At 65.4% G+C, this 24,692-nt stretch carries 20 protein-coding genes and 1 tRNA gene; 15 read left to right on the top strand and 6 right to left on the bottom strand.

The window, feature by feature from the left end:
- Positions 1 to 49 precede the first annotated feature (49 nt).
- From ACXJLH_RS08405 to ACXJLH_RS08390, 4 genes are all read left to right on the top strand, one after another.
- Complete coding sequence (locus tag ACXJLH_RS08405; RefSeq protein ID WP_457349610.1) at positions 50 to 1,834, top strand: acetolactate synthase 3 catalytic subunit; 1,785 nt, start codon at positions 50 to 52, stop codon at positions 1,832 to 1,834.
- A gap of 165 nt (positions 1,835 to 1,999) precedes the next feature.
- Positions 2,000 to 2,491 carry an acetolactate synthase small subunit gene (gene ilvN, locus ACXJLH_RS08400; RefSeq protein ID WP_056198275.1) on the top strand — a complete coding sequence of 164 codons (492 nt, stop codon included), beginning with the start codon at positions 2,000 to 2,002 and terminating at the stop codon, positions 2,489 to 2,491.
- A 48-nt stretch (positions 2,492 to 2,539) separates the two neighbouring features.
- On the top strand, positions 2,540 to 3,556 hold the full coding sequence (gene ilvC, locus ACXJLH_RS08395) for a ketol-acid reductoisomerase (protein ID WP_056198273.1): 1,017 nt from the start codon (positions 2,540 to 2,542) through the stop codon (positions 3,554 to 3,556).
- Between the two features lie 147 nt (positions 3,557 to 3,703).
- Positions 3,704 to 5,095: a hypothetical protein gene (locus ACXJLH_RS08390; protein ID WP_457443407.1), complete on the top strand. Its 1,392-nt coding sequence runs from the start codon at positions 3,704 to 3,706 to the stop codon at positions 5,093 to 5,095.
- Positions 5,096 to 5,112: 17 nt separating this feature from the next.
- On the opposite strand, the gene ACXJLH_RS08385 is transcribed toward ACXJLH_RS08390, so the two are convergent.
- Both ACXJLH_RS08385 and ACXJLH_RS08380 read right to left on the bottom strand, forming a co-directional pair.
- On the bottom strand, positions 5,113 to 5,544 hold the full coding sequence (locus ACXJLH_RS08385; RefSeq protein ID WP_457443405.1) for a DUF1810 domain-containing protein: 432 nt from the start codon (positions 5,542 to 5,544) through the stop codon (positions 5,113 to 5,115).
- Complete coding sequence (locus tag ACXJLH_RS08380) at positions 5,541 to 5,885, bottom strand: NIPSNAP family protein (protein WP_457443403.1); 345 nt, start codon at positions 5,883 to 5,885, stop codon at positions 5,541 to 5,543. Before ACXJLH_RS08380 ends, ACXJLH_RS08385 begins: the two co-directional genes overlap by 4 nt.
- A 77-nt stretch (positions 5,886 to 5,962) precedes the next feature.
- On the opposite strand from ACXJLH_RS08380, the gene pssA reads away from it, so the two are divergent.
- The 4 genes from pssA (at position 5,963) to pbpG (ending at position 11,601) form a co-directional block, all read left to right on the top strand.
- A complete protein-coding gene (gene pssA, locus ACXJLH_RS08375; protein WP_056198267.1) occupies positions 5,963 to 6,787 on the top strand; it encodes a CDP-diacylglycerol--serine O-phosphatidyltransferase in 825 nt (274 codons plus the stop codon).
- A gap of 198 nt (positions 6,788 to 6,985) precedes the next feature.
- Positions 6,986 to 8,674 carry a 2-isopropylmalate synthase gene (gene leuA, locus ACXJLH_RS08370; RefSeq protein ID WP_056198265.1) on the top strand — a complete coding sequence of 563 codons (1,689 nt, stop codon included), beginning with the start codon at positions 6,986 to 6,988 and terminating at the stop codon, positions 8,672 to 8,674.
- Complete coding sequence (locus tag ACXJLH_RS08365) at positions 8,671 to 10,212, top strand: 2-isopropylmalate synthase (RefSeq protein WP_056198264.1); 1,542 nt, start codon at positions 8,671 to 8,673, stop codon at positions 10,210 to 10,212. Before leuA ends, ACXJLH_RS08365 begins: the two co-directional genes overlap by 4 nt.
- Before the next feature lie 393 nt (positions 10,213 to 10,605).
- Positions 10,606 to 11,601 (top strand): D-alanyl-D-alanine endopeptidase, encoded by a 996-nt coding sequence (pbpG, locus tag ACXJLH_RS08360; protein ID WP_457349619.1) that lies wholly within the window; start codon positions 10,606 to 10,608, stop codon positions 11,599 to 11,601.
- A 53-nt stretch (positions 11,602 to 11,654) separates the two neighbouring features.
- Here pbpG and ACXJLH_RS08355 read toward each other — a convergent pair whose 3' ends face one another.
- On the bottom strand, positions 11,655 to 12,425 hold the full coding sequence (locus tag ACXJLH_RS08355) for an IclR family transcriptional regulator (RefSeq protein WP_056198258.1): 771 nt from the start codon (positions 12,423 to 12,425) through the stop codon (positions 11,655 to 11,657).
- A gap of 64 nt (positions 12,426 to 12,489) precedes the next feature.
- Between ACXJLH_RS08355 and ACXJLH_RS08350 the strand changes: the two genes are divergently transcribed.
- The gene (locus tag ACXJLH_RS08350) at positions 12,490 to 13,593 is read left to right on the top strand and encodes a TIGR03790 family protein (protein WP_457443402.1); all 1,104 of its coding nucleotides are present in this window, start codon (positions 12,490 to 12,492) and stop codon (positions 13,591 to 13,593) included.
- Here the strand turns inward: ACXJLH_RS08350 and hpnE are convergent.
- The 3 genes from hpnE to hpnC are packed head-to-tail and all read right to left on the bottom strand — an operon-like array spanning position 13,521 to position 16,479.
- Entirely contained in the window at positions 13,521 to 14,810 is a 1,290-nt protein-coding gene (gene hpnE, locus ACXJLH_RS08345) for a hydroxysqualene dehydroxylase HpnE (RefSeq protein ID WP_457349623.1), read from the bottom strand. The genes ACXJLH_RS08350 and hpnE overlap by 73 nt on opposite strands.
- On the bottom strand, positions 14,807 to 15,655 hold the full coding sequence (gene hpnD / locus ACXJLH_RS08340; RefSeq protein ID WP_457349625.1) for a presqualene diphosphate synthase HpnD: 849 nt from the start codon (positions 15,653 to 15,655) through the stop codon (positions 14,807 to 14,809). The genes hpnE and hpnD overlap by 4 nt, the downstream gene beginning before the upstream one ends.
- Positions 15,652 to 16,479: a squalene synthase HpnC gene (gene hpnC, locus ACXJLH_RS08335; RefSeq protein WP_457389025.1), complete on the bottom strand. Its 828-nt coding sequence runs from the start codon at positions 16,477 to 16,479 to the stop codon at positions 15,652 to 15,654. The genes hpnD and hpnC overlap by 4 nt, the downstream gene beginning before the upstream one ends.
- 132 nt (positions 16,480 to 16,611) lie before the next feature.
- On the opposite strand from hpnC, the gene ACXJLH_RS08330 reads away from it, so the two are divergent.
- The 6 genes from ACXJLH_RS08330 (at position 16,612) to clpX (ending at position 24,627) form a co-directional block, all read left to right on the top strand.
- Complete coding sequence (locus tag ACXJLH_RS08330) at positions 16,612 to 17,742, top strand: efflux RND transporter periplasmic adaptor subunit (protein ID WP_056198252.1); 1,131 nt, start codon at positions 16,612 to 16,614, stop codon at positions 17,740 to 17,742.
- A gap of 12 nt (positions 17,743 to 17,754) precedes the next feature.
- Positions 17,755 to 20,934, top strand: coding sequence for an efflux RND transporter permease subunit (locus ACXJLH_RS08325; RefSeq protein WP_457443401.1), 3,180 nt, complete (start codon positions 17,755 to 17,757; stop codon positions 20,932 to 20,934).
- 141 nt (positions 20,935 to 21,075) lie between these two features.
- A tRNA-Leu gene (locus tag ACXJLH_RS08320) sits at positions 21,076 to 21,162 on the top strand.
- A 29-nt stretch (positions 21,163 to 21,191) separates the two neighbouring features.
- Positions 21,192 to 22,505: a trigger factor gene (gene tig, locus ACXJLH_RS08315; RefSeq protein ID WP_457443399.1), complete on the top strand. Its 1,314-nt coding sequence runs from the start codon at positions 21,192 to 21,194 to the stop codon at positions 22,503 to 22,505.
- A gap of 111 nt (positions 22,506 to 22,616) precedes the next feature.
- Complete coding sequence (gene clpP, locus ACXJLH_RS08310; RefSeq protein ID WP_056198242.1) at positions 22,617 to 23,225, top strand: ATP-dependent Clp endopeptidase proteolytic subunit ClpP; 609 nt, start codon at positions 22,617 to 22,619, stop codon at positions 23,223 to 23,225.
- Positions 23,226 to 23,358: 133 nt separating this feature from the next.
- Positions 23,359 to 24,627 carry an ATP-dependent Clp protease ATP-binding subunit ClpX gene (gene clpX, locus ACXJLH_RS08305; RefSeq protein ID WP_056198240.1) on the top strand — a complete coding sequence of 423 codons (1,269 nt, stop codon included), beginning with the start codon at positions 23,359 to 23,361 and terminating at the stop codon, positions 24,625 to 24,627.
- The last annotated feature ends 65 nt before the right edge of the window (positions 24,628 to 24,692 follow it).

Genomic DNA, 24,692 nt, shown 5'->3' with positions numbered 1-24,692 from the left:
GAGGGACACCAATGGTTTTTCGTTAGAGAAATTCACAAAGGTTCTAAAAATGGACATGTCTGCCGCGGATATCAAGCGCGCCGCCCTGGCGCAGCCGAATTCCCAATCCCCCAATTCCACCGCGGAGCTCAATGGCTCCGAGATCCTCGTTCGCTGCCTGCAGGCCGAAGGGGTGCGCCATCTCTGGGGTTACCCCGGCGGCGCGGTGCTCTACATCTACGACGCCCTCTACAAGCAGGAAAGCATCCAGCACGTGCTGGTGCGCCACGAGCAGGCGGCCGTACACGCCGCCGACGGCTTTGCCCGGGCGACCGGCGAAGTCGGTGTGGCGCTGGTCACCTCGGGCCCAGGAGTCACGAATGCCGTGACCGGCATCGCGACGGCCTACATGGACTCGATCCCGATGGTCATCATCACGGGTCAAGTGCCAACGCCCGCGATCGGCCTGGATGCCTTTCAGGAGTGCGACACGGTCGGCATCACGCGCCCCATCGTCAAGCACAACTTCCTGGTGAAGGACGTGCGCGACCTGGCGCTGACGCTGAAGAAGGCCTTCCACATCGCCCGTACCGGCCGCCCCGGCCCGGTCGTCGTGGACATTCCGAAGGACGTGTCGCTCGCGAAGACGACGTTCAGCTATCCGGACCGCATCGAAATGCGCTCCTACAACCCGGTCAAGAAGGGCCATAGCGGCCAGATCCGCAAGGCGGTCCAACTGCTGCTGCAGGCCAAGCGCCCTTACATCTACACGGGCGGCGGCGTCATCCTGGGTGAAGCCACGGCGGAGCTGCGCCAACTGGTCGACATGCTGGGCTTCCCCTGCACGAACACGCTGATGGGCCTGGGTGCCATGCCCGGCACCGACCCGCGCTTCCTGGGCATGCTGGGCATGCACGGCACGTACGAGGCCAACATGACCATGCAGCACTGCGACGTGCTGCTGGCCGTGGGCGCACGCTTCGATGACCGCGTCATCGGCAACCCCAAGCACTTCGGTTCGGTCGAGCGCAAGATCATCCACGTGGACATCGACCCCTCGTCGATCTCCAAGCGCGTGCGCGTCGACATTCCCATTGTCGGCGACGTGAAGGACGTGCTGCAGGAGCTGATCGCCCAGCTGAAGGAAGCGCAGGCCAAGCCGGATGCGGACGCCGTCAACGCATGGTGGAATCAGATCAATGAATGGCGCGGCCGTGACTGCCTGGTCTACAAGGGCTCGGACGAGGTCATCAAGCCGCAGATGGTCGTCGACACGCTGTGGAAGCTGACCCGCGACCGCGACACCTACATCACCAGCGACGTCGGCCAGCACCAGATGTGGGCCGCGCAGTACTACAAGTTCGACCAGCCGCGCCGCTGGATCAACTCCGGCGGCCTGGGCACCATGGGCGTGGGCCTGCCCTATGCGATGGGCATCAAGCTGGCCAAGCCGGAGTCGGATGTGTTCTGCATCACCGGCGAAGGCAGCATCCAGATGTGCATCCAGGAGCTGTCGACCTGCTTCCAGTACAAGACGCCGGTCAAGATCGTCTCGCTGAACAACCGCTACCTGGGCATGGTGCGGCAGTGGCAGCAGCTGGACTACGGCGGCCGCTACTCGCACAGCTACATGGACGCGCTGCCCGACTTCGTGAAGCTGGCCGAGGCCTATGGCCACGTCGGCATCCTGGTCGAGAAGCCCAGCGACGTCGAGCCCGCGCTGAAGGAAGCGATGCGCCTGACCGACCGTACCGTCTTCCTGGACATCCGCACCGATCCGACCGAGAACGTCTGGCCCATGGTCAAGGCGGGCAAGGGCATTTCCGAGATGCTGCTGGGATCGGAAGACCTGTGAGCGCCTGAAATCGGCAGCTCTGGCTGGCGTTACCGCGCCAGTCGGGGTTGCCGCTGAAAAGCGCAAGCAGTCCGACACCCGCAGCGATCCACTCCACTCGAACCCGCAGCCAAGGTCCGCTGGTTACCGCCAGCGGCACTGAAGAGCGCGAAGGACGAAGAACCCATGAAACACATCATTGCTTTGCTCATCGAGAACGAGCCGGGTGCGCTGTCGCGCGTCGTCGGCCTGTTCTCGGCCCGCGGCTACAACATCGAGAGCCTGACCGTCGCGCCGACCGAGGACCCATCCCTCTCGCGCATGACCATCGTGACGACGGGCAGCGACGAGGTCATCGAGCAGATCACCAAGCACCTGAACCGCCTCATCGAGGTCGTCAAGGTCGTCGATCTGACTGAAGGCAACTACACCGAGCGTGAGCTGATGCTCATCAAGGTGCGCGCCGTCGGCAAGGAGCGCGAGGAAATCAAGCGCACCGCCGACATCTTCCGTGGCCGCGTCATCGATGTGACCGAGAAGACCTACACGATCGAGCTGACCGGCGACGCCGGCAAGCTCGACGCCTTCATCGATGCGATCGACCGTGCGTCCATCCTCGAAACCGTACGCACCGGCGCCAGCGGCATCGGCCGCGGCGAGCGCATCCTGCGCGTCTGATCCGCCTTCACCCCAACACACCACAGTTTTTTCCTGGAGCGACCCATCATGAACGTCTACTACGACAAGGACGCCGATCTCAGCCTCATCAAGGGCAAGAACGTCACCATCATCGGCTACGGCTCACAAGGCCATGCCCACGCGCAGAACCTGAATGACAGCGGCTGCAAGGTCACCGTCGCGCTGCGCCGCAGCGGCGCGTCCTGGTCCAAGGCCGAAGGCGCGGGCCTCAAGGTCGCCGAGATCGCCGACGCCGTGAAATCGGCCGACGTGGTCATGATCCTGCTGCCCGACGAGCAGATCGCCGACGTCTACAAGAACGAGGTCGAGCCCAATATCAAGCAGGGCGCGTCGCTGGCCTTCGCGCACGGCTTCAACGTCCACTACGGCCAGGTGCAGCCGCGCGCTGACCTGGATGTCTGGATGGTCGCTCCCAAGGCCCCCGGCCATACGGTGCGCAACACGTATCGCCAGGGTGGCGGCGTGCCTCACCTGATCGCCATCTACCAGGACAAGACCGGCAAGGCCCGTGACCTGGCCCTGAGCTATGCCGCAGCCAACGGTGGCGGCAAGGCCGGCATCATCCAGACCAGTTTCCGCGAAGAGACCGAGACCGACCTCTTCGGCGAGCAGGCCGTGCTGTGCGGCGGCGCCGTGGAACTGATCAAGGCGGGCTTCGAGACGCTGACGGAAGCCGGCTACGCCCCCGAGATGGCCTACTTCGAATGCCTGCACGAGCTCAAGCTCATCGTGGACCTGATCTACGAAGGCGGCATCGCCAACATGAACTACTCGATCTCGAACAACGCCGAGTACGGTGAGTACGTGACCGGCCCGCGCGTCGTCACCGAAGACACCAAGAACGCGATGCGCCAGTGCCTGAAGGACATCCAGACGGGCGAATACGCCAAGAGCTTCATCCTCGAGAACAAGGCCGGCGCTCCGACGCTGATCAGCCGCCGCCGCCTGACGGCCGAGCACCCCATCGAGCAGGTCGGTGAGAAGCTGCGCGAAATGATGCCCTGGATCAAGGCCAACAAGCTGGTGGACAAGGCGAAGAACTGATCGTCATCCCGTTCTCAACGGATTGAAAGGCCGGTGCCGAGGGGCGCCGGCCTTTTTTGTTGGGGAACCGATTCGCTGCTTTCCGTCACGAAGGCTGGTGATGGCAGGCGCGCCTGCGCCGACGTTCAATTGCGGAGGTGCCTGATCTTGGACAAGTCGCTCCCTGAAACGACCGCTGTGCGCGAGGTGCTGGAGTCGATCAAGAGCACCGAGGTCGTCGTCGATGAAATAGTTGCGCCCGGTGCCGTGTCCTTGAAGATCGAGGCACGTGGTGGCGGCCGGGTCGTGGCCGCGGAAGCCAACGTGCCACTGCGGCTCACGGTCACGGTGATGGGAGCAAGCGGGCCGATGGAGGCGGTCGCCACCGATGTCGTCCTGTCCTCTGACGGCAAGCTGTCCGGCGACGTGACGCTGCCGGCCAGCGCCTTTGCTCGCGGCATCGCCGATGCCCAGGTGCAGTTCACCGAGGCGGCCCAGGGCGTCACGCTCACCGCTCGAAGTGGCGACCTGACGGCTGTCACCGCCCGGTTTGTCGTGCTGCCCGCGCTGGTGCCGTTCACCGGCCGCGGGCCCTTGGTGGCGAACAGAAACGAGATTCAGGGCAAGACCAGGAAGGCTCGCGCCGTGCTGCTTGAGCCGCCGCGCAATCCGGGGTCCGAGGCGCTGGCCATGCTGCGTGCCAGGCGGCCGATCGCTGGCCTGAATTCGGCCGGCCCCAACTCGAAAAAGTCAGAAGACGAACTCGGGGCAGGGCGGTCTGGCGATGCGGGAACGAACTGCCTGTGCTGCACGATGGGTGCGATCACGGGGCAGACGACGACGGCGCTGGTGCACGCAATGATCCGCGACAAGCTCGGCCCCGACATCCGGGCGGGGCTGGATGAATCGTGGAAGACCCAGGACAAGGAGCTTGTGGACGCCGAAGTGCAGCGGCGACTTGAAACGTTGATCGCCGATTACGGGACCATGCAGGACGAAAAGATCTGGTGGCGGCTGGAGAGCCTGAAGAACTTCATGACCAAGGCCTCGGACGAGGTGCCGGGCGAGGACGTCTCGGGGGACGCGCAACTGCGCGGTACGCGCGGTCTGATGGTTTCTGAGGCCAGGCGCCGCAACGCGGAGGCTGGCACCGATGGCATCCGCTACAAAGTCGTCCAGGACGGGGTGGCCGACACCGACCCGTTGAAGAGCAAGATCTATGCGCTGGATGGCGAGATGCAGGCGCAGATGGGCAAGTATCCCGACGGTACCCAGTTCCAGGTATTCGTCTATGGGTCGATGCATCACTGGCTGTTCGCGGAAAAATACAATGGGAAGGTGGTGATGGAGGACTATCAGAAGTCCAAACCACCGGTCGGCACCAAGGCCTCAGCCAGCGGACCGACGGGCTACACGGGTGACGACGTGCCGCATCATCCGGTCGCGCAGGAGCAGTCAGGCGTTTTCACGCAGGGCTACTTCCTTGCCATCTGCCCGGAGTCGTTCGACGCCAGCCAGGCCTGGGCCGGCAACAGGGACTGGCCGCAGCTCACGATGTGAGGATCACGGCTCGTGAATCACACCCGCGTGCCGCCGGCAAGCAGCCTCAACGTCGCTCCATCCCGCTCCCCGTTGTAGAGCTTCTCCAGCGTCCGCCCAAACAGGTGGTCCGGCTCGCCCGCGACCGCCTCGAACAAGGTCAGGCAGGATTTGAACTTCATCGCGTCCACGTCGCCCAGGATGCGCTCGGCCGAATTGCCCTCGTGAGCCAGCATGGCTTGCACACAATCACGCAGCCGCGCGCCCAGCACCGGATGGGCGAGATAGGCCTCGGCTTCCGCGCGGCCTGCGATGCCGTATTCATGCGCCATGGCGCAGCGCCCCAGCCCGTGCAACTGCGGCAGCACGAACCAGATCCAGTGACCGGTCTTGCGGCCCGCCCTCAGCTCGGCCAGCGCCTGCTCGTAATGACCCTGCTGAGCCTGAATGAAGCGGTCGAGTGTGCTCATGGCATGCCGTTGTGGGCTCGCAGCGCCTCGACGGCTTCATCGGGCAGCCAAAGCAGCGTGTTCAGATAGTCGTCCAGGCAGTCCACTAGTGCCGCACGCGGCCCCTCTCGCCAGGCAGCCGAGCCATAGAAGGCGTCCTGCTGCGCGACCAGTTGTTCCCGGCTGTCGAACGCGCGGATCAGGAAGAAGCTCTCGTGCTCATGGTCCGAGCGCCCAAAGGCCACGACGTCCATGCCGCTGGCTCGCACCAGCGGCAGCGCAGCCTGTACCGCAGGGACGAAGCGCTCGGCGCAGCCGGGGTTGAGCTTGTAGGTGCGGACCTCGATCAGTTTCATGGTCATGAGTTGGAGTGGATGCGCACTGCATGCTAGGCCTTCGCGAATGCCGAAGCAGGGCCCCCTGAGCTATCCTGCCGCCCATGATTCCCGAGCCCACCGAGGACGACGAGCCCAGCCTCGCCGTCCGCCCTCGCCGCAAAGGCATCTACGCTCTGCCCAACGCGATCACGCTGGGCGCGCTGTTCAGCGCCTTCTATGCCATCGTCATGGCCATGAACGGCCGCTTCGAGGTGGCCTGTGTTGCCATCTTTGCCGCTGCCATCCTCGATAGTCTCGATGGCCGGGTTGCACGCATGACCAATACCCAGTCAGCCTTCGGCGAGCAGATGGACAGCCTGTCCGACATGGTGGCCTTTGGTGCCGCGCCGGCGTTGATCGTTTACATGTGGGCGCTCAAGGACATGGGCAAGCCGGGCTGGATTCCGGCCTTCGTCTACATCGCCGGCGCTGCACTGCGGCTGGCACGCTTCAACGTCAACATCGGCGTGGTGGACAAGCGCTATTTCCAGGGGCTGCCAAGCCCCGCGGCAGCGGCGATCGTGATGGGTCTGATCTGGGCCGTCGTGGATCGCAAGGAGTACACCGGTGTCCAGCCCGGCGGTTGGGTCGCCTGGGTGGCTTACGGCATCACCTTGTTCGCCGGGCTTTCGATGGTGACGAACGCTCCGTTCTACAGCTTCAAAGTCTTCGACCGGCGGCGCAGCGTGCCCTTCATCGTGTTGGTTGTGATCATGCTTGGCATCGGCCTTGCCGCACTCGATCCATCGCGCGTTCTCTTCGGTGTCTTCTGCGTCTATGGCCTGTCGGGGTATGTCATCTATGGCTGGCGCAAGTCCAAGGGCAAGCCCGTCAGCGTCATCTCCACCAGCACCGACGAGCCGGATGAACGTGGCTTGCATCAATAGCCATTCATGCTAGATTCCCGACCCATGAGCCGCGCCACGCGAATTAGCCTGCTACTAGCCCTAGAGGAACCACGGGTTCGCTAGTCAGTCGCGCACGTACGCTCACACCTGACCCCAACGGCCCGTATGCAACCGCAGCGGGCCGTTCGTGTTTTCAAAGGCTGCTGGTTGCGCCACCCACCCTCGGATGGAACACCCATGTTGAAGCAACCGCAGCAAAAGTACCGCTCCTTCGCCCCGATCGCATTGCCGGACCGCCGCTGGCCCGATGCCGTGCTGACCCGCGCGCCGATCTGGCTGAGCACCGACCTGCGTGACGGCAACCAGGCGCTGATCGAGCCGATGGACATTGCCCGCAAGCTGCGCATGTTCCAGCAACTCGTGAAGATTGGCTTCAAGGAGATTGAGGTCGGCTTCCCGTCGGCGTCGCAGACCGAGTTCGACTTCATCCGCCTGCTCATCGACGGCGGACACATCCCCGACGACGTGACCATCCAGGTGCTGACGCAGGCGCGTGCCCACCTGATCGAGCGCACTTTTGAGTCGCTGGATGGCGTAAGGCGCGTCATCGTCCACGTCTACAACGCGGTCGCACCCATCATGCGCCGTGTCGTGCTCGGCACGGACGAGGACGGCATCGTCGAGCTCGCGGCCTCGCACGCCCGCCAGATCAAGGAGCTGGCCGCCGCACGGCCAGGCGTGGACTGGCGCTTCGAGTATTCGCCCGAAATGTTTTCTGGCACCGAGCTGGCCTTCAGCAAACGTGTCGTCGATGCGGTGACGGCGGTCTGGCAGCCGACGCCCGAGCGCAAGTGCATCATCAACCTGCCGTCCACCGTCGAGCACAGCACGCCCAATATCTTCGCGGACATGATCGAGTGGATGCACCGCAACCTGGCGCGCCGCGAATCCATCGTGCTGTCCGTGCACCCGCACAACGACCGCGGTACCGGCACGGCGGCTGGCGAGTTCGCGCTGATGGCGGGCGCTGACCGCGTCGAGGGCTGCTTGTTCGGCAACGGCGAGCGCACCGGCAACGTCGACCTCGTCAACATCGCGCTCAACCTTTACACCCAGGGCGTGGACCCACAGCTCGATTTCTCCGACATCGACGAGGTGCGCCGCTGCGTCGAGCATTGCACGCAGATCCCTGTGCATCCGCGCCACCCTTACGTGGGCGACCTCGTCTACACCTCCTTCTCGGGCTCCCACCAGGACGCCATCAAGAAAGCCTTCGCAGCCCGCCGGGAGGGGGAGATTTGGGACATGCCCTATCTCCCCGTCGACCCCAAGGACCTGGGCCGCAGCTATGACGCCGTCATCCGCGTGAACAGCCAGTCAGGCAAGGGCGGCATCGCCTATCTGCTGGAAGCGGAATACGGCCTGGAGCTGCCGCGGCGCCTGCAGATCGAGTTCAGCCAGGTCGTACAACGCGTCATGGACGACGCCGGCAAGGAACTGACGGCCGCGGACATCTATGCCATCTTTGAACGCGAGTACGGCATCGGTGACGCTGGCGCGGCCGTCGTGCAGCCGCAGATGACCGAAGTAGCGGGCGGCGCGATGCGCCTGTCGGCCGAAATCGTGTTGGGTGGCTGGATGGGCCATGTGCAGGGAGAGGGCAACGGTCCCATCGATGCCTTCGTCAACGCGCTGTCGACACGCCTGGGCCAAGAGGTGCGTGTGCTGGACTACCACGAGCATTCGATCGGCAGCGGCGCGGATGCGCGCGCGGTGGCCTATCTGGAGCTTCGCGTGGGCGACGTGACTCGCCACGGCGTCGGCATTGATGGCAGCATCGTGCGCGCGTCCATGCAGGCCATCCTGTCCGGCCTGTCTCGCGCACCGGTGGCCGTGCCCCAGATTCGAGAGGAAAACGTGCGATGACCGACAAACTCATCATCTTCGACACCACGCTGCGCGATGGTGAGCAATCGCCCGGCGCGTCCATGACGCGCGAGGAGAAGCTGCGCATCGCCCGCCAACTGGAGCGCATGAAGGTCGACATCATCGAGGCCGGTTTCGCGGCATCGAGCAATGGTGACTTCGAGGCGGTCAAGGCCATTGCCGCGGCGGTCAAGGACAGCACGGTCTGTTCACTGGCCCGCGCCAACGACCGTGACATCTCGCGAGCGGCCGAAGCGCTGGCACCTGCTCACCGGGCTCGCATCCACACCTTCATCGCCACCAGCGAACTCCACATGGAGAAGAAGCTGCGCATGACCCGCGAGCAGGTGCTGGAGCAGGCCATGCTGGCGGTGCGCTTCGCGCGCAACCTGTGCGGCGACATCGAGTTCTCGCCCGAGGACGGCTACCGCTCCGACATCGACTTTCTCGCCCGAGTCTGCGAGGCCGTCATCAAGGAAGGCGCCGGCACCATCAACATCCCCGACACGGTGGGCTATGCCATTCCCGAGCTGTATGGCGACTTTCTGCGCCGTCTGCGCGAGAAGGTGCCCAACTCCGACCAGGCCATCTGGAGCGTGCACTGCCACAACGACCTGGGCATGGCGGTCGCCAATTCCCTGGCCGGCGTGAAGATTGGCGGCGCTCGCCAGGTGGAATGCACCATCAACGGCCTGGGCGAGCGCGCCGGCAACTGTTCGCTCGAAGAGGTCGTCATGGCCGTCAAGACGCGGCGCGACTATTTCGGCCTGGATGTCGGCCTCGACACGTCGCAGATCGTGCCGGCCTCCAGGCTGGTATCGCAGACGACCGGCTTCGTCGTGCAGCCCAACAAGGCCGTCGTCGGCGCCAACGCCTTCGCGCACGCCTCAGGCATCCACCAGGACGGCGTGCTGAAGGCGCGCGACACCTATGAAATCATGCGCGCCGAGGATGTGGGCTGGGCGGCCAACAAGATCGTGCTGGGCAAGCTGTCCGGCCGCAATGCCTTCAAGGCGCGGCTGCAGGAGCTTGGCATCCAGTTGGAGAGTGAAGCCGAGGTCAATGCGGCCTTCCAGCGTTTCAAGGATTTGGCCGACCGCAAGAACGAGATCTTCGATGAGGACATCGTTGCCCTCGTGATGGACGAGTCGGTCATCAACGACGCCGAGCACTACCGCCTGCTGTCGCTCGCCCAACGCAGCGAGACCGGGGAGCGCCCGCACGCAGCCATCGTCTTCGCCGTGGGGCTCCAGGAGCATCGCGCGGAAAGCGACGGCAATGGCCCCGTCGACGCGACGCTGCGGGCCATCGAGTCGGTCGTGCAGTCGGGGGCAGAGATGCTGCTGTATTCCGTCAACGCGATCACGGGTGGCAGCACGGAGTCACAGGGTGAGGTGACGGTGCGGCTGCAGCATGCCGGTCGGGTGGTGAACGGGGTCGGCGCCGATCCCGACATCATCGTGGCGTCGGCCAAGGCCTACTTGAGCGCACTGAACAAGCTGCAGAGCAAGGCCGAGCGCGTGGCAGCCCAAGGCTAGGGCCGCCGGGAGGCGCTGTAACCGGCGTGATCCTCATCACGCCCATCGCAATCGTTACCACGCGGCGTGGAATCTGGCGCGTAAACGCCTTGCTGCTCTAGGCCCAGATCGCCCGCTGCGGCCCCAAAATCTCGGTCAGAGGTCACCCGCGAGCAGCGTGCGGGCGGTCGGCGAGGGTGGTTCTGGGGCTGATCCCGATACCGCGACCTTGTCAGCCAAGGCCTACTTGCATGCGTTTTGGAGCTCGTTGCGAAGCGAAAGAGCCGGTGGCAAGCCCTGAGGTGACGGCCCGTCAATACGGGACAAGAGTTCACTTGAGGTATTTCACTTAAGTTCTTATCTTGTCGGTACTTTTGGCGTCACGTACACTGCCGCCTGCGTTGGGGACCTCCGTTGAAGACATTTGCCGCCGCTTTCCTGAGCCTCACCTTCCTGGCCGCGCTGCCTGGCGCCGCCACGGCAGCCGCCGACACGACCCAATCCAGGGCCATCCGCACTCCCGTCAAAACCGCCGCCGTGCCCACGCGCAAGGTGCGCTCGGTCGTGCTGCGCAGGGCGGTCGCACCCGTTATCTCGGCTGTGCCCACCTTCGGGCAGGTTGCCGGCCTGCACCAGGTGGATGACCCGCTGGCCCTGAAGTCCAGCGTGGCCTATGTGCTGGACCAAGACACCAACGAGGTGCTGTTCTCCAAGAATCCCCAGGCCGTGCTGCCCATCGCCTCCATCACCAAGCTGATGACGGCGTTGGTGGTGGTCGAGGCCGGGCTGTCGCTGGACGAGAAGATTTCGGTCACCGATGACGACATCGACACCGAGAAGTTCACCCGTTCCCGCCTGGCCGTCGGCACGACGCTGACGCGCGGCGACATGCTGCACCTGGCCCTGATGGCCAGCGAGAACCGCGCCGCCCATGCGCTGGGCCGCAACTACCCCGGTGGCCTGGACGCCTTCGTCGCCGCGATGAACGCCAAGGCCGAGAGCCTGGGCATGGCCGACACCCACTATGTCGAGCCCACCGGCCTGTCGAGCCGCAACCAGAGCAGCGCCGCTGACCTGGCCAAGCTCGTCAATGTGACCAGCCAAGTGCCGCTGCTGCGCGACCTGTCCACCTCCCGCGAAGCGCGCGTGGCCCTGGGCAAGCGCCTGGTGCAGTTCCACAGCACCAACGGCCTGCTGTCCAACCCGCTGTGGGACATCGGCCTGCAGAAGACCGGTTTCATCAACGAGGCCGGCAAATGCCTGGTCATGCAGGCCAGCATGGCCGGCCGCAAGCTGATCATGGTGTTCCTGGATTCCAGCGGCAAGGCGTCGCGGATCGCGGACGCCGAGCGCATGCGCAAGTGGCTGGCCAGCCAGGGCGAGACGGCGACCGCCTCTGCCAAGCTCTGAGCGGTTGAATCCAATGAAAACACGGCGCCGAGGCGCCGTGTTTTGCTTTGGCTTCAGACGCGGTGGCCCAGCGCCGACGAGATCTGAGAGGCCGTTTCCTTCAGCCGGACGACCCAACTCTCCTCCAGCCGGTCGGCCGGTGCTGAGATCGACAAGCCGGCCACCAGCTTGGCTTGGTCGTCATAGATGCCGGCCGCCATGCACCGCACGCCCAGCTCCAGTTCCTCATCGTCGCGGGCAATACCGCGCTGGCGCACCATGGCCAGCTCGCGCTCGAGTGAGCTGATGTCGGTCAAGCTGTTGCGCGTGTGACCCGACAGGCCGGTGCGCGTTGCGTAGGCGCGCACGCGCGGGCTGTCGTCGCTGGCCAAGAAGAGCTTGCCCACTGAGGTGAGGTGCAAGGGCGCGCGGCCGCCCACGGCGCGCACGACCTGCATGCCCGAGCGTTCGGAGTAGGTGCGTTCGATGTAGACAATCTCGTCGCCCTGGCGCACCGACAGGTTGACCGGCTGGTGGGTGAACTTGTGCAGCTCGCGCATGGCCGGCAGGGCGGCGTCGCGCACATCCAGCCGCGCCTTCACGAGGTTGCCCATTTCCAGCATGCGCATGCCGAGTCGATAACTACCGGCTTCGGGGCGATCCACGTATCGACCGAGGGTCAGGTCATTGAGAATCCGGTGCGCCGTGGAGGGGTGCAGCCCGGTAGCCTCGGACAAGGCCTTCAGCGACACCGGGTCCTGGTGGCTCGCCAGCACGTCCAGCAGCGAGAACATGCGCTCCAGCACCTGGATCGCCGGGGTCTGCTGGGCCTCTTTGGATTTCATGGCTTCATTGTGGGGGAGATTGCCAGTGTTTTGTATGGCGAAAGCGGGCTTCAGGAGGTGGCAAGTGGGCCTTGCCCTGGCGATAGCCAGCATGGGCGCAGCCCAGGCCGCGGAGCTGGCTTCTGCTGCGCCGGCCCCTGGCGAGTCACGTTGGGCCCGCGCGCCGCGGTTGTACGGCCGCATCACGGCCAATGAGTTGGGCCTCGTCATCAACACGGCCGACCCCTATTCCGTCACCGTGGGTGAGTACTACGCCAGGCGCCGCGGCATCCCGGCCGAGCAGATCCTGCGGGTGCAACTGCCGCTGCGCAACAGCCTGACGCGCGAGGAGTTCACGGCGCTCGACCAGGCCATCCGCAGCCAGATGCCCGAGCATGTCAACGGCCTGGCCCTGGCCTGGGTGCAGCCCTATGCCGTGGACTGCAATTCACTGACAAGCGCTCTTGGCGTCGGGTTGCAGCCCAATGTCTGCGCTCAGTCCTGCGCCGCCACGCGCATCAGCCCCTATACGGGTTACTTCGGCGCCAAGCCGTGGCTGGTCATCGGCGTGCGGCCGACGATGCAGCTGGCGGCCCGCTCAGTGCCGGCGGCCATGGCCATGATCGAGCGCGGCATCGCGGCGGACCACATATTGGCCGGCGGCGCGCCGGAGTCGGCCATGGCCTATCTCGCGGCGACACCGGATGCGGCGCGAAATGTGCGTGAGCGCCTGTTTCCGCCGGCCGGTGCCGTGCCTGGTGTGGCCGGCCTTGAGGTGGCTCGTGTGAAGAGCGATGCCTTGCCAGCGATGCGCCGCATCCTGGTCTATGAAACGGGCCTGATCCGCGTGCCCAAGCCACTGGGCGGGGAATGGCTGCCGGGCGCACTGGCCGACCATCTGACGTCTGCGGGCGGCCTGCTCGACAAACCGCCGGCTGATGAGGGGCAAATGAACATCCTCGACTGGATCGACGCCGGCGCGACGGCCAGCTACGGCACGGTCAGCGAGCCCTGCAACCATCTGCAGAAGTTCCCGCACCCGCAGATGCTGATCCAGGCCTATGCCCAAGGGGTGAGCGCGCTGGAAGCCTATTGGCACAGCGTGGCGTGGACGGCTCAGGGCGTGTTTGTCGGCGAGCCGCTGGCGGCGCCTTTCGCCGCCATTCCAGCCTCCGCGCCGGCGCCCTGAGCGGCCGCCAGGCCTGCGCGCACGGCGCCTTCGAGCGTGGCGGGGTAGGGGCCGGCGATGTAGTCGCCGGCGGCCCACAAGCCCGGTGCGATGCGGGCCGATGCGCGCACCAGACCTGGCGTGCAGGCAAAGGTCGCCCGCTTCTCTGTCAGCACCTTGTCGATGACGGGTGGCGTGGCCCAGCTCAATTCCCGCTGCGCCTGCGCGAGCACGGCCTCTGCGCAGCCACCTCGTTCAACCCAGGCTGCAGCGCCGCTGACGACAAAGGCAAAGCGCCCGGGCGCGCCGCCAAGGGCGCCATGGTCGAAGACAAACTGGGCTGGCGCGTCTGGCCCCTCACGCAGCGCCAGCATGGGTGCGGGCAGGGCGCTGCCGGGGCTGCTCAGGTAGACGGTGATGATGGGCTCAAAGCCCAGTGCGCCAGCAGTCGCCGACCAGGCGGGTGCGATGTCAGCGGTCAGCCGAGCTGCCTCGACGCTGGTGCAGGCCAGCACGACTCCGTCGAAGGCTTCGCCATCGACACGCCAGCAGGGCTCGATCTTCTGCACCCGTGAGGCCAGACGCAGCCGCTCGCCCAGCCAAGCCGTCGCCGGCCCGGCAAGCAGTTCGGACAACGGTCGCCGTGGCAGGAGCAAGTCCGCACTGCCGGCGCCACTGAAGAGGGCGTCCTTCAGCACACGCAAGAAGACCTGGGCGCTGGCCTGGGGCGCCGGCGTGTTCAGCGCGGCCACGCACAGCGGCTCGATGAGATCGCGTTTGACTGCGGCCGGGAGGCGGGCGCACAGCTCGGCGACGCTCAGTCGCGTATCGCAACGGAAGCCTCGCGCCAGCCAGCCGCCCGCCGCGGTGAGCAGGCCCAGCCGCGCCGACAGCGGCCAGCCATGCTGCGCCAGCACGCCGCGCGCGAAGGCGATCAGTGGCGGGCCCGGCGGCAGTTGCAGGCCAGGCTCGCCCGGGTAAGGCAGGGCCAGCGGCAGGCGCTTCAGCACGGCGTTCGGGTCGATGCCCAGGCGGCGCATCAGCGCCAGGCTGTCGCGGTAGGCGCCGATAAGGATGTGCTGGCCGTTGTCGTACGGTGGCTCGCCCGCCACGCTGCGCGCGCGGCCGCCGAGCTGCGGCGCCATCTCGAAGACGGTGATGTCGTGGCCGGCATCGGCCAGCGCCACAGCCGCCGCAATGCCGGCCCAGCCGCCACCGACGATGGCGACGTGGCTCACCGCCCGCGCCAATTCGTTTTCATCGCGATCCAGAGCTTGCGCAGCGGCGTCAGCGCGATGCGCTGGTGCAGCACCTGGAAGTTCTCTCGCTCGATCTCCACGAGCAGGGCACGGTAGATGTTGGCCATCATCAGCCCAGGCTTCTGCGCGGCCCGGTCGACCTCGGGCAGCAGCGCCAGCGCCTCGTCGTAGAGCTGATGGGCGCGCTCGGCTTGGAACTTCATCAGCGCCGTGAAGCGGTCCGAATAGCCCCAGGGCTTGCTGCGCAGCAGGATCTCGCTGGCCTTGACGCCGAACTGCTGCAGCTCGTTCACCGGCAGGTAGATGCGGCCGCGCCGGGCATCGTCGCCGACGTCGCGGATGATGTTGGTCAGCTGCATCGCCAGGCCCAGCTTGTGGGCGTAGTCGACGGTCTGCGGCTGCGTCCGGCCGAAGATGCCGCTGGCGACTTCGCCGACGACGCCGGCCACCAGATGGCAGTAGCGCTGCAGTCCCGGAAAGTCGAGATAGCGCGTTTGCTGCAGGTCCATTTCGCAGCCTTCGATGACGGCGTTGAGATGCTCCAGCCGGATGTCATGGCTGGCCGTGTGCGGCATCAGCGCCTTCATGACCGGGTGGCTGGGCTGCCCGGCAAAGGCGCTGGCCACCTCCTTGCGCCACCAGGCCAGCTTGGTCGCCGCGACACCGGCGTCCTGCGTCTCATCGACGACATCGTCCACCTCGCGGCAGAACGCATAGAAGGCCGTGATCGCCGCCCGCCGCGGTGGCGGCAGGAACAGGAAGGCGTAATAGAAGCTCGAGCCGCTCGCGGCGGCTTTCTCTTGGACGTATTGTTCGGGGCTCATGGTGCGGCCCGCATTGTCAGGGCGCGCCACAGCAGCCGCGGCAAGTCCAGAACCCCCAGGGCAGGGCGGTGCACGAGGCTGTCGTGATGACGCGCCTCAATCTTGTCGAGGATGCGCAGGCCGCCCTGGACGACCAGGCGCAGTTCCCAGCCCGCGCGGCCGGGCAGCGCAAGGGCCAGCGGTGCACCCTCGAGCATCAGCGCGCGGGCCCAGGCGCAGAGGTCGGCGATCAAGGCGCGAGCGGCAGGGCTGTCACGGCAGGCGAGCACATCCTCGGCGCTGATGCCATGGCGGCTGAGGTCGGCCTGCGGCACATAGAGCCGGCCATTGGGTCCATCACGACTGAAGTCCTGCCAGAAGTTGATCAATTGCAGGGCGGAACAGATCGCGTCAGAGCGGCGCAGCGACACGGCGTTGTTCACGCCATACAGGCCCAGCAGCAGCCGCCCCACCGGGTTGGCTGAGCGGCGGCAGTAGTCGAGCAACTGCTCGCGGTCGGCGTAACGCGGCGGTGTCAGGTCCTGCTCGAAGGCGTCGAGCAGGTCATGCAGCAGGGGCGGCTGCAGCCGGTGCATTTCTCGCGCCAGCGGTGCGTAGACGTGGGGCCAGCGCGACGACGGTGCCTGGCCGGCCACCACGGCGTCCAGGTCGGCCCGATAGTCGCGCAACGCCTGAGCGCGCTCAGCCGTGGAAGCGTCGCCCTCGTCGGCCAGATCGTCCGCCGTGCGTGCAAAGTGATAGATCGCGACGACTGCCGGCCGCAGCGCGGGCGGGCACAGCACGGAGGCAACAGGAAAGTTCTCGTAGTGGTCGACGCTGCTCAAGCTTTTTCTCAAGTTCCGCTTGCAAAGCCCGGATATGTCAACGAGGTTTGACAGTTGTCACAGGGTCTGAATACATTACTGACCCGCCGGTCATTAAATTTTAGGCCGGCCGTTCCATCTGCCGAGGTCTGCATGCCCCATCTTCTGCGTCTCGCTCCGCCCCTGCTGTCGGCAGCGCTGCTTTTTGCACTGTTGTCAGGTTGTGGCAAGCAGCCCGCCGCTCCCGAGCCGGAACGCGCGGTGCGCACACAACTCGTCAGCGCGGGCGCGGCCAGTGCCAGTCATGAGTATGCGGCCGAGGTGAAGGCGCGAGTCGAATCACGCCTGTCTTTCCGTGTCAGCGGCAAGCTGCTGAGCCGGGCGGTGAATCTGGGCGACACGGTCAAGCCGGGCCAGGTGCTGGCCCGCATCGATGCCCAGGACCTCAGGCTGGCTGAGGCTGCCGCGAGTGCTGCCGTCATGGCCGCTCGCACCAACCGCGATCAGGCCGGCGCCGACTACAAGCGCTTCGTCGACCTGCAGCGCCAGGGCTTCATCAGCGCCGCCGAACTGGAGCGACGCGACTCCGCCTTCAAGGCGGCCCAGGCCCAGCTGGAACAGGCCAAAGCCCAGTCAGATGTGCAGGGCAACCAGTCCGGCTACGCCCAGCTGACGGCCGATGGCGCCGGCGTCGTGACCGGCGTCAACGCCGAGCCCGGCCAGGTGCTTGCGGCCGGCACGCCGGTCGTGAGCGTGGCGCTGGATGGCCCGCGTGACCTCGTCTTTTCAGTGCCCGAGGATCAGGTCGCCCGCGTGAAAGCCGCCGCCGGTGTGGCCGGTGCGCTGAAGGTGCGCCTCTGGGGCGCCGACAAGACCTACCCGCTGACGCTGCGCGAGGTGTCTGCCGCGGCCGATCCGGTCACGCGCACCTTCCTCATCAAGGCCGATGCCGGCAAGCTGGACGTCAGGCTGGGCCAGTCCGCCACCGTCGTGCTGGAGCTGCCGCAGATGGCCGGCGTCATCAAGCTGCCCCTCGCGGCCGTGCTGCAGCAAAGCGGCAAAAGCTCGGTGTGGGTGCTGGATGGCGCGTCGATGACGGTCAAACCGGTGGCGGTGCAGATCGGGGGCGCCGAAGGCAATGATGTTGTCATCGCCGGCGGGTTGACGGCTGGCCAGGAGGTCGTCGTCGCGGGTGTGCATGTGCTGAACCCGGGCCAGAAGGTCAAGCGCTATGTGCCGCCGCGCACCGTGAATGCGCCGGCAGCCCCTGCGGCCTCACGCTGAGCCGGGGCGCACATGAATTCCCCGATCACCAAGGAACTCCGCGTCGGCGGCTTCAATGTCTCGCGCTGGGCGCTGGAGCATCCGGCCCTGACGCGCTACTTGATGGTGGTGCTGATGCTGATGGGCTTCGTGGCCTACTTCCAGCTCGGCCAGGACGAGGACCCGCCGTTCACCTTCCGCGCCATGGTCATCCAGGCCTTCTGGCCGGGCGCCACGGCCCAGCAGATGGCCGACCAGGTCACCGACAAGATCGAGAAGACGCTGCAGGAGGTGAACCACGCGGACAAGATCCGCTCGTACACCAAGCCCGGCGAGTCGCTGACGGTCTTCCAGGTCAAGGACAACACGCCGCCCAAGGAAGTCGCCGACCTCTGGTACCAGACGCGCAAGAAGATCGGCGACATGCGCAGCTCGCTGCCCGCGGGTGTGTTGGGCCCCGTGTTCAATGACGAGTTCGGCGACGTTTACGGCTCCATCTATGCGCTGTCGGCCGACGGCTTCAGCCGCGAGGAGCTGCGTGAGCACGCCGACCGCGTGCGCCAGGCCCTGCTGCAGGTCAAGGACGTGGCCAAAGTCGAGATCTTTGGCGTGCAGCCCGAGAAGGTCTTCATCGAGATTTCGCAAAAGCGCCTGGCCCAGCTGGGCCTGGATTTCAGCCAGGTCATCAACCAGATCGGCACGCAGAACGCGGTCGAGGGCGCGGGTGTGCTGAACGCGGGCAGCGCCAACTTCCAGGTGCGGGTGCAGGGTCAGTTCACGACGGCCCAGGCCCTGGCCGAGGTGCCCATCCGTGCCATCAACCCGCAGACGGGCGTGGCCAGCCAGATGCGCCTGGGCGACATCGCCACCATCAAGCGCGAGTACGTCGACCCGCCGGCCACTAAGGTGCGCCACCAGGGCAAGGAGGTGCTGGCCCTGGGCGTATCCATGGCCAAGGGGGGCGACATCATCGCGATGGGCAAGGCGCTGAACATCGCGCTCAAGGGCATCGAGCGCGAACTGCCGGCGGGCATCCAGCTCGAGCAGGTGCAGGACCAGCCCAAGGCCGTCACGACCTCGGTGGGCGAATTCGTGCATGTGCTCATCGAGGCCGTCGTCATCGTGCTGGCGGTCAGCTTCATCTCGCTGGGCTTGCACACCAAACCGCTGCGCATCGACATCTGGCCCGGCCTGGTCGTGGGCATCACCATCCCCTTGGTGCTGGCCATCACCTTCACGACGATGTTCTATTGGGGCGTCGGCCTGCACAAGATCTCGCTCGGGTCGCTGATCATCGCGTTAGGGCTGCTGGTGGACGACGCCATCATTGCCGTCGAGATGATGGTGCGCAAGCTCGAAGAGGGCTACGACAAGATGCACGCCGCCACTTTCGCCTACGACGTGACGGCCATGCCCATGCTGACCGGCACGCTGATCACGGCGGTAGGCTTCCTGCCTATCGGCCTGGCCAAGTCGACGGTGGGTGAATACACCTTCGCGATCTTTGCGGTGACGGCCGCGTCGCTGATCATCTCCTGGGTCGTCTCGGTCTATTTCGTGCCCTATCTCGGCGCCTTGCTGCTGAAGAGCAAACCGGCGGCGGACGGCGAAGTGCATGAGCTCTTCGACACGCCCTTCTACAACCGCTTCCGCGGCGTGGTGCGCTGGTGCGTGGAGAACCGCTGGAAGACCATCGCCATCGCGCTGCTCGTGTTCGCGCTCGGGATCTTCGGCATGGGCAAGGTGCAGCAGCAGTTCTTCCCCGATTCGAGCCGCCCCGAGGTGCTCGTCGACCTCTGGCTGCCCGAGGGTTCGACCATCCAGGAGACGGAGCTTCTCGCCAAGCGTTTCGAGGCGCGCATGCTCAAGGAGCCGGGCATCGCCAGCGTGACGAGCTGGATCGGCTCCGGTGTGCCGCGCTTCTATTTGCCGCTGGACCAGATCTTCCCGCAGGCCAACGTCACGCAGTCCATATTGCTGCCCAAGGACCTGACGGCCCGCGAGGAGTTGCGCAAGCGCCTGCCGGCCGTGCTGGCCGAGGAGTTCCCGGAGGCGCGCGGCCGCGTCAAGCTGCTGCCCAATGGCCCGCCGGTGCCCTACCCGGTGCAGTTCCGCGTGACCGGTGCCGACCCGAAGATCGTGCGCGACTGGGCCGACAAGGCCAAGGACATCCTGCGCACCAGCCCCAATATGCGCGGCGTCAATGACAACTGGAACGAGAACGTCAAGATGCTGCGCCTCAAGGTCGACCAGGACAAAGCGAGGGCGCTGGGCGTCACGAGCCAGAGCCTGGCGCAGTCGGCGCGCACCCTGCTGTCGGGCAGCGTCATCGGCCAGTACCGTGAAGCGGACAAGCTGGTCGACATCGTGCTGCGCCAACCGCTGGACGAGCGCGCCGTCATCACCGACATCGCCAACGCCTATGTGCCGACCAGCACCGGCCGCTCCATTCCGCTGACGCAGATCGCCAAGGTCGAGTTCGACTGGGAGCCTGGCGTCATGTGGCGCGAGGGCCGTCTCTACGCCGTCACGGTGCAGGGCGACGTCGCCGAGGGCCTGCAGGGCGCAACGGTGACCAAGGAGGTCTGGCCCCAGCTCGACGAACTGCAGAAGAAGATGCCGGTCGGCTACGGCATCCAGATCGCGGGCGCCGTGGAGGAAAGCAGCAAGGGCACAGGCTCGATCGGCGCGGGCGTGCCGATCGCGCTCTTCATCATGCTGACGCTGCTGATGCTCCAGCTGCACAGCTTCGTCCGCGCGGCACTGGCATTCCTGACGGGCTTCTTCGGTATCGCCGGCGTTGCGTTCGCGCTGTTGGTGCTGAACCGACCGTTTGGCTTTGTCGCCTTGCTGGGCGTGATCGCACTGTTCGGGATGATCATCAGAAATTCCGTGATCCTCATCGACCAGATCGAGCAGGACCGTGCCCGAGGTGTGCCGGATTGGTCGGCCGTCGTGGAGTCGGCTGTGCGGCGTTTCCGTCCTATCGTGCTGACGGCCGCCGCGGCGGTGCTGGCCATGATTCCGTTGTCGCGCAGCGTCTTCTGGGGGCCGATGGCCGTGGCCATCATGGGCGGGCTCATCGTCGCAACTGCGTTGACACTGCTCGCGCTGCCGGCGATGTATTCCGTGGTCTTTCGCGTCATGCGCCCTGAGGAGCACAGCCGGCTGCACAGCCGCTTCGTTGACAGCGAAATTCCTGGCCAGGCCTGACGAGGCGCAAGCCTTTTCGTCAGGGTTTTGCCGCCCCGTGGACCGGGGCGGCGGGCAAGCCACGCAGGATCGCTACAATCGCCGGTTTGCCGAATCGCCTACGGGGTTGCTCTTGAGCAACCCAATCAGAACCAACCCGTTGCGCGGGTGGCGAAATTGGTAGACGCACCAGGTTTAGGTCCTGACGCCTTCACGGGCGTGCCGGTTCGAGTCCGGCCCCGCGCACCACTGTCAACAACCGTTCTCCCGAGTCCATCATGGCCGTCACCGTCGAAACCCTGGAAAAGCTGGAACGTCGCATCACCTTGCACGTCGCGGCCGCTGAGATCAACAGCGAAGTCGAAGCCCGCCTGAAAAAGCTGGCCCGCACCGTCAAGGCCGACGGCTTCCGTCCCGGCAAGGTGCCGATGAACGTCGTCGCCCAGCGCTACGGCTATTCGGTGCAGTACGAAGTCGTGAACGACAAGGTCGGCCAGGCTTTCATGACCGCCGCCAACGAGGTGCAACTGCGCGTCGCCGGTGCACCTCGCATCGAGCAGAAGAACGAGGCCCCCGAAGGCCAGATGGCCTTTGACGCGACCTTCGAGATCTACCCTGAAGTCAAGATCGGTGATCTGGCGGCTGCGGAAGTCGAGCGCGTCACCAGCGACGTGACCGATGAAGCCATCGACAAGACCATCGAGATCCTGCGCAAGCAGCGCCGCAGCTTCGCCCAGCGCCCGGCGGCCGACGTGGCCCAGGTCGGGGACCGTGTCACCATCGACTTCGAAGGCAAGATCGACGGCGAGCCCTTCGCCGGCGGCAAGGCCGAGGGTTTTCAGTTCCTGATCGGCGAAGGCCAGATGCTGGAGCAGTTCGACGCCGCCGTGCGCGGCATGAAGTCGGGCGAGAGCAAGACCTTCCCGCTGCAGTTCCCCGAGGACTATCACGGCAAGGACGTGGCGGGCAAGGAAGCTGACTTCCTCGTCACGGTCAAGAAGATCGAAGCCCAGCACCTGCCTGAGGTGAACGAGGCATTCGCCAAGTCCCTGGGCATCAAGGACGCGACGGTCGATGGCCTGCGCGCCGATATCAAGAAGAACCTCGAGCGCGAAGTGAAGTTCCGCGTGCTGGCTCGCAACAAGGGGGCCGTCATGGACGCCTTGGTCGCAGCCTCCGAGCTGGAGGTGCCCAATGCCCTGGTGGAAGGCGAAGCCGCTCGCATGGTCGAGCAGGCCCGCGAGGACCTGAAGAAGCGCGGCGTCAAGGACGCCGACAAGGCCGAGATCCCCACCGACATCTTCAAGCCGCAGGCCGAGCGCCGCGTGCGCCTGGGCCTGGTGGTCTCCGAGCTGGTGCGTGCCAACAACCTGCACGCCAAGCCCGCCCAGCTGCAGGTGCACATCGAAGAACTGTCGCAGAGCTACGAGAAGCCCGCCGAAGTCATGCGCTGGTACCTGGGCGATCGTGAGCGCATGGCCGAGGTCGAGGCCGTCGTCGTTGAGAACAATGTCACGGACTTTGTGCTGTCCACGGCCAAGGTGACCGACAAGGCCCTGCCGTTCGACGAACTGATGGCTGCTGGCAACTGAAGAGCCCAGGCCTCATGAAGGCGCCGTGCCGCAAGGCCGGCGCCTTTTTACTTGCATCGCCATAATCTGCCCCCATAACGGCTGTTACCGGTTTAGTTTTCAAGGATCTGAATGAGCGCTCTCGAAACCAGCAATCTGGGCCTCGTGCCCATGGTCATCGAAACGTCGGGTCGCGGCGAGCGCGCCTACGACATCTACTCGCGCCTGCTGCGCGAGCGCATCGTCTTCCTGGTAGGGCCCGTCAACGACGCGGTCGCCAACATCGTCGTGGCCCAATTGCTGTTCCTGGAAAGCGAAAACCCCGACAAGGAGATCTCGCTCTACATCAACAGCCCGGGCGGTAGCGTGTCGGCCGGCATGTCCATCTACGACACGATGAACTTCATCAAGCCGGAGGTGTCGACGCTGTGCATGGGCATGGCGGCCAGCATGGGCGCCTTCCTGCTTGCGGCCGGCGCCAAGGGCAAGCGCTTCTCCCTGCCCAATGCCAAAGTGATGATTCACCAGCCGCTGGGCGGCGCTCAGGGGCAGGCTACGGATATTGAAATCCATGCGCGTGAAATCTTGAAGACTCGCGACACCTTGAATCGCATCCTGGCCGAGCGCACCGGCCAGACCCTGGAGAAAATCCAGTCGGACACCGAGCGCGACTATTTCATGTCCGCTGCCGAGGCTCAGAACTACGGCCTGATCGACCAGGTGCTGGAACACCGGCCCTGAGTTGTGAGGGGCCGTAACTGGCCCCCAGATTCGCGGTGAAATCGGGGCCCTTATCCCTACGAGGGCCCCGAGATCGTTTGGACTATCATCATTTCAGGCACCCGCCTGTCCACTGGCATCCCCGAGCAGACCCATGGCCGACAAAAAAGGCACCTCCAGCGAAAAAGTTTTGTACTGCTCGTTCTGTGGCAAGAGCCAGCATGAAGTCAAGAAGCTGATCGCCGGTCCGTCGGTCTTCATCTGCGACGAATGCATCGAGCTGTGCAACGACATCGTCCGTGACGAGATCCCGGCGCCGGCCCCCGCTGCCCGTGCTGGCAAGTCCGACCTGCCCGTGCCGAGCGAGATCAAGTCCAGCCTCGACCAGTACGTCATCGGCCAGGACGTCGCCAAGCGCACCCTCGCCGTGGCCGTCTACAACCACTACAAGCGCCTGCGCCACATGGCGTCGACCAAGGATTCGGTCGAGCTGTCCAAGAGCAACATCCTGCTGATCGGCCCCACGGGCTCCGGCAAGACGCTGTTGGCGCAGACGTTGGCGCGCCTCCTGAACGTGCCCTTCGTGATCGCCGATGCGACGACGCTGACCGAGGCCGGTTACGTCGGCGAGGACGTCGAGAACATCATCCAGAAGCTGTTGCAGAACTGCAATTACGACGTCGAGCGGGCGCAGCGCGGCATCGTCTACATCGACGAGATCGACAAGATCTCGCGCAAGGCCGATAACCCTTCCATCACGCGGGACGTCTCCGGCGAAGGCGTGCAGCAGGCGCTGCTCAAGCTCGTCGAAGGCACGATGGCTTCGGTGCCGCCGCAAGGTGGCCGCAAGCACCCGAACCAGGACTTCCTGCAGATCGACACGACCAACATCCTGTTCATCTGCGGCGGTGCTTTCGACGGCCTGGAGAAGGTCATCCAGAACCGCAGCGAGAAGTCCGGCATCGGCTTCGGCGCGACGGTGAAGAGCAAGAGCGAACGCCGTGTTTCTGAGGTGTTCCGCGAGTGCGAGCCCGAGGACATCATCAAGTTCGGCCTCATCCCCGAACTGGTCGGCCGCCTACCCGTGGTCGCCACACTTGGCGAGCTGACCGAAGACGCCCTGGTGCAGATCCTGACCGAGCCCAAGAACGCGCTGCTCAAGCAATACCAGCAGCTGTTCCAGATGGACGGTGTCGAACTCGAAATCCGCAAGCCGGCGCTTGTTGCCATTGCTCGCAAGGCCCTTGCCCGCAAGACCGGCGCCCGCGGCCTGCGTTCCATCATGGAGCAGTCGCTGATCGACACCATGTTTGACCTGCCCGCGCTCGATGGCGTCGAAAAGGTTGTGCTCGACGAGCACAACATCGAGGACACGTCGGCACGTCCCTTGCTGGTCTACCGCGAGCAAAAGGCCAGCGCCTGAGCCCCTACTAAGCCCTCAACTTGCAATCGCCCCCTCAGGCCGCACATCGACCTGAGAAAGAGAGG

The organism is Roseateles sp. P5_E4 (assembly GCF_054049255.1).
This window is presented reverse-complemented; position numbering and strand designations above follow the sequence as displayed.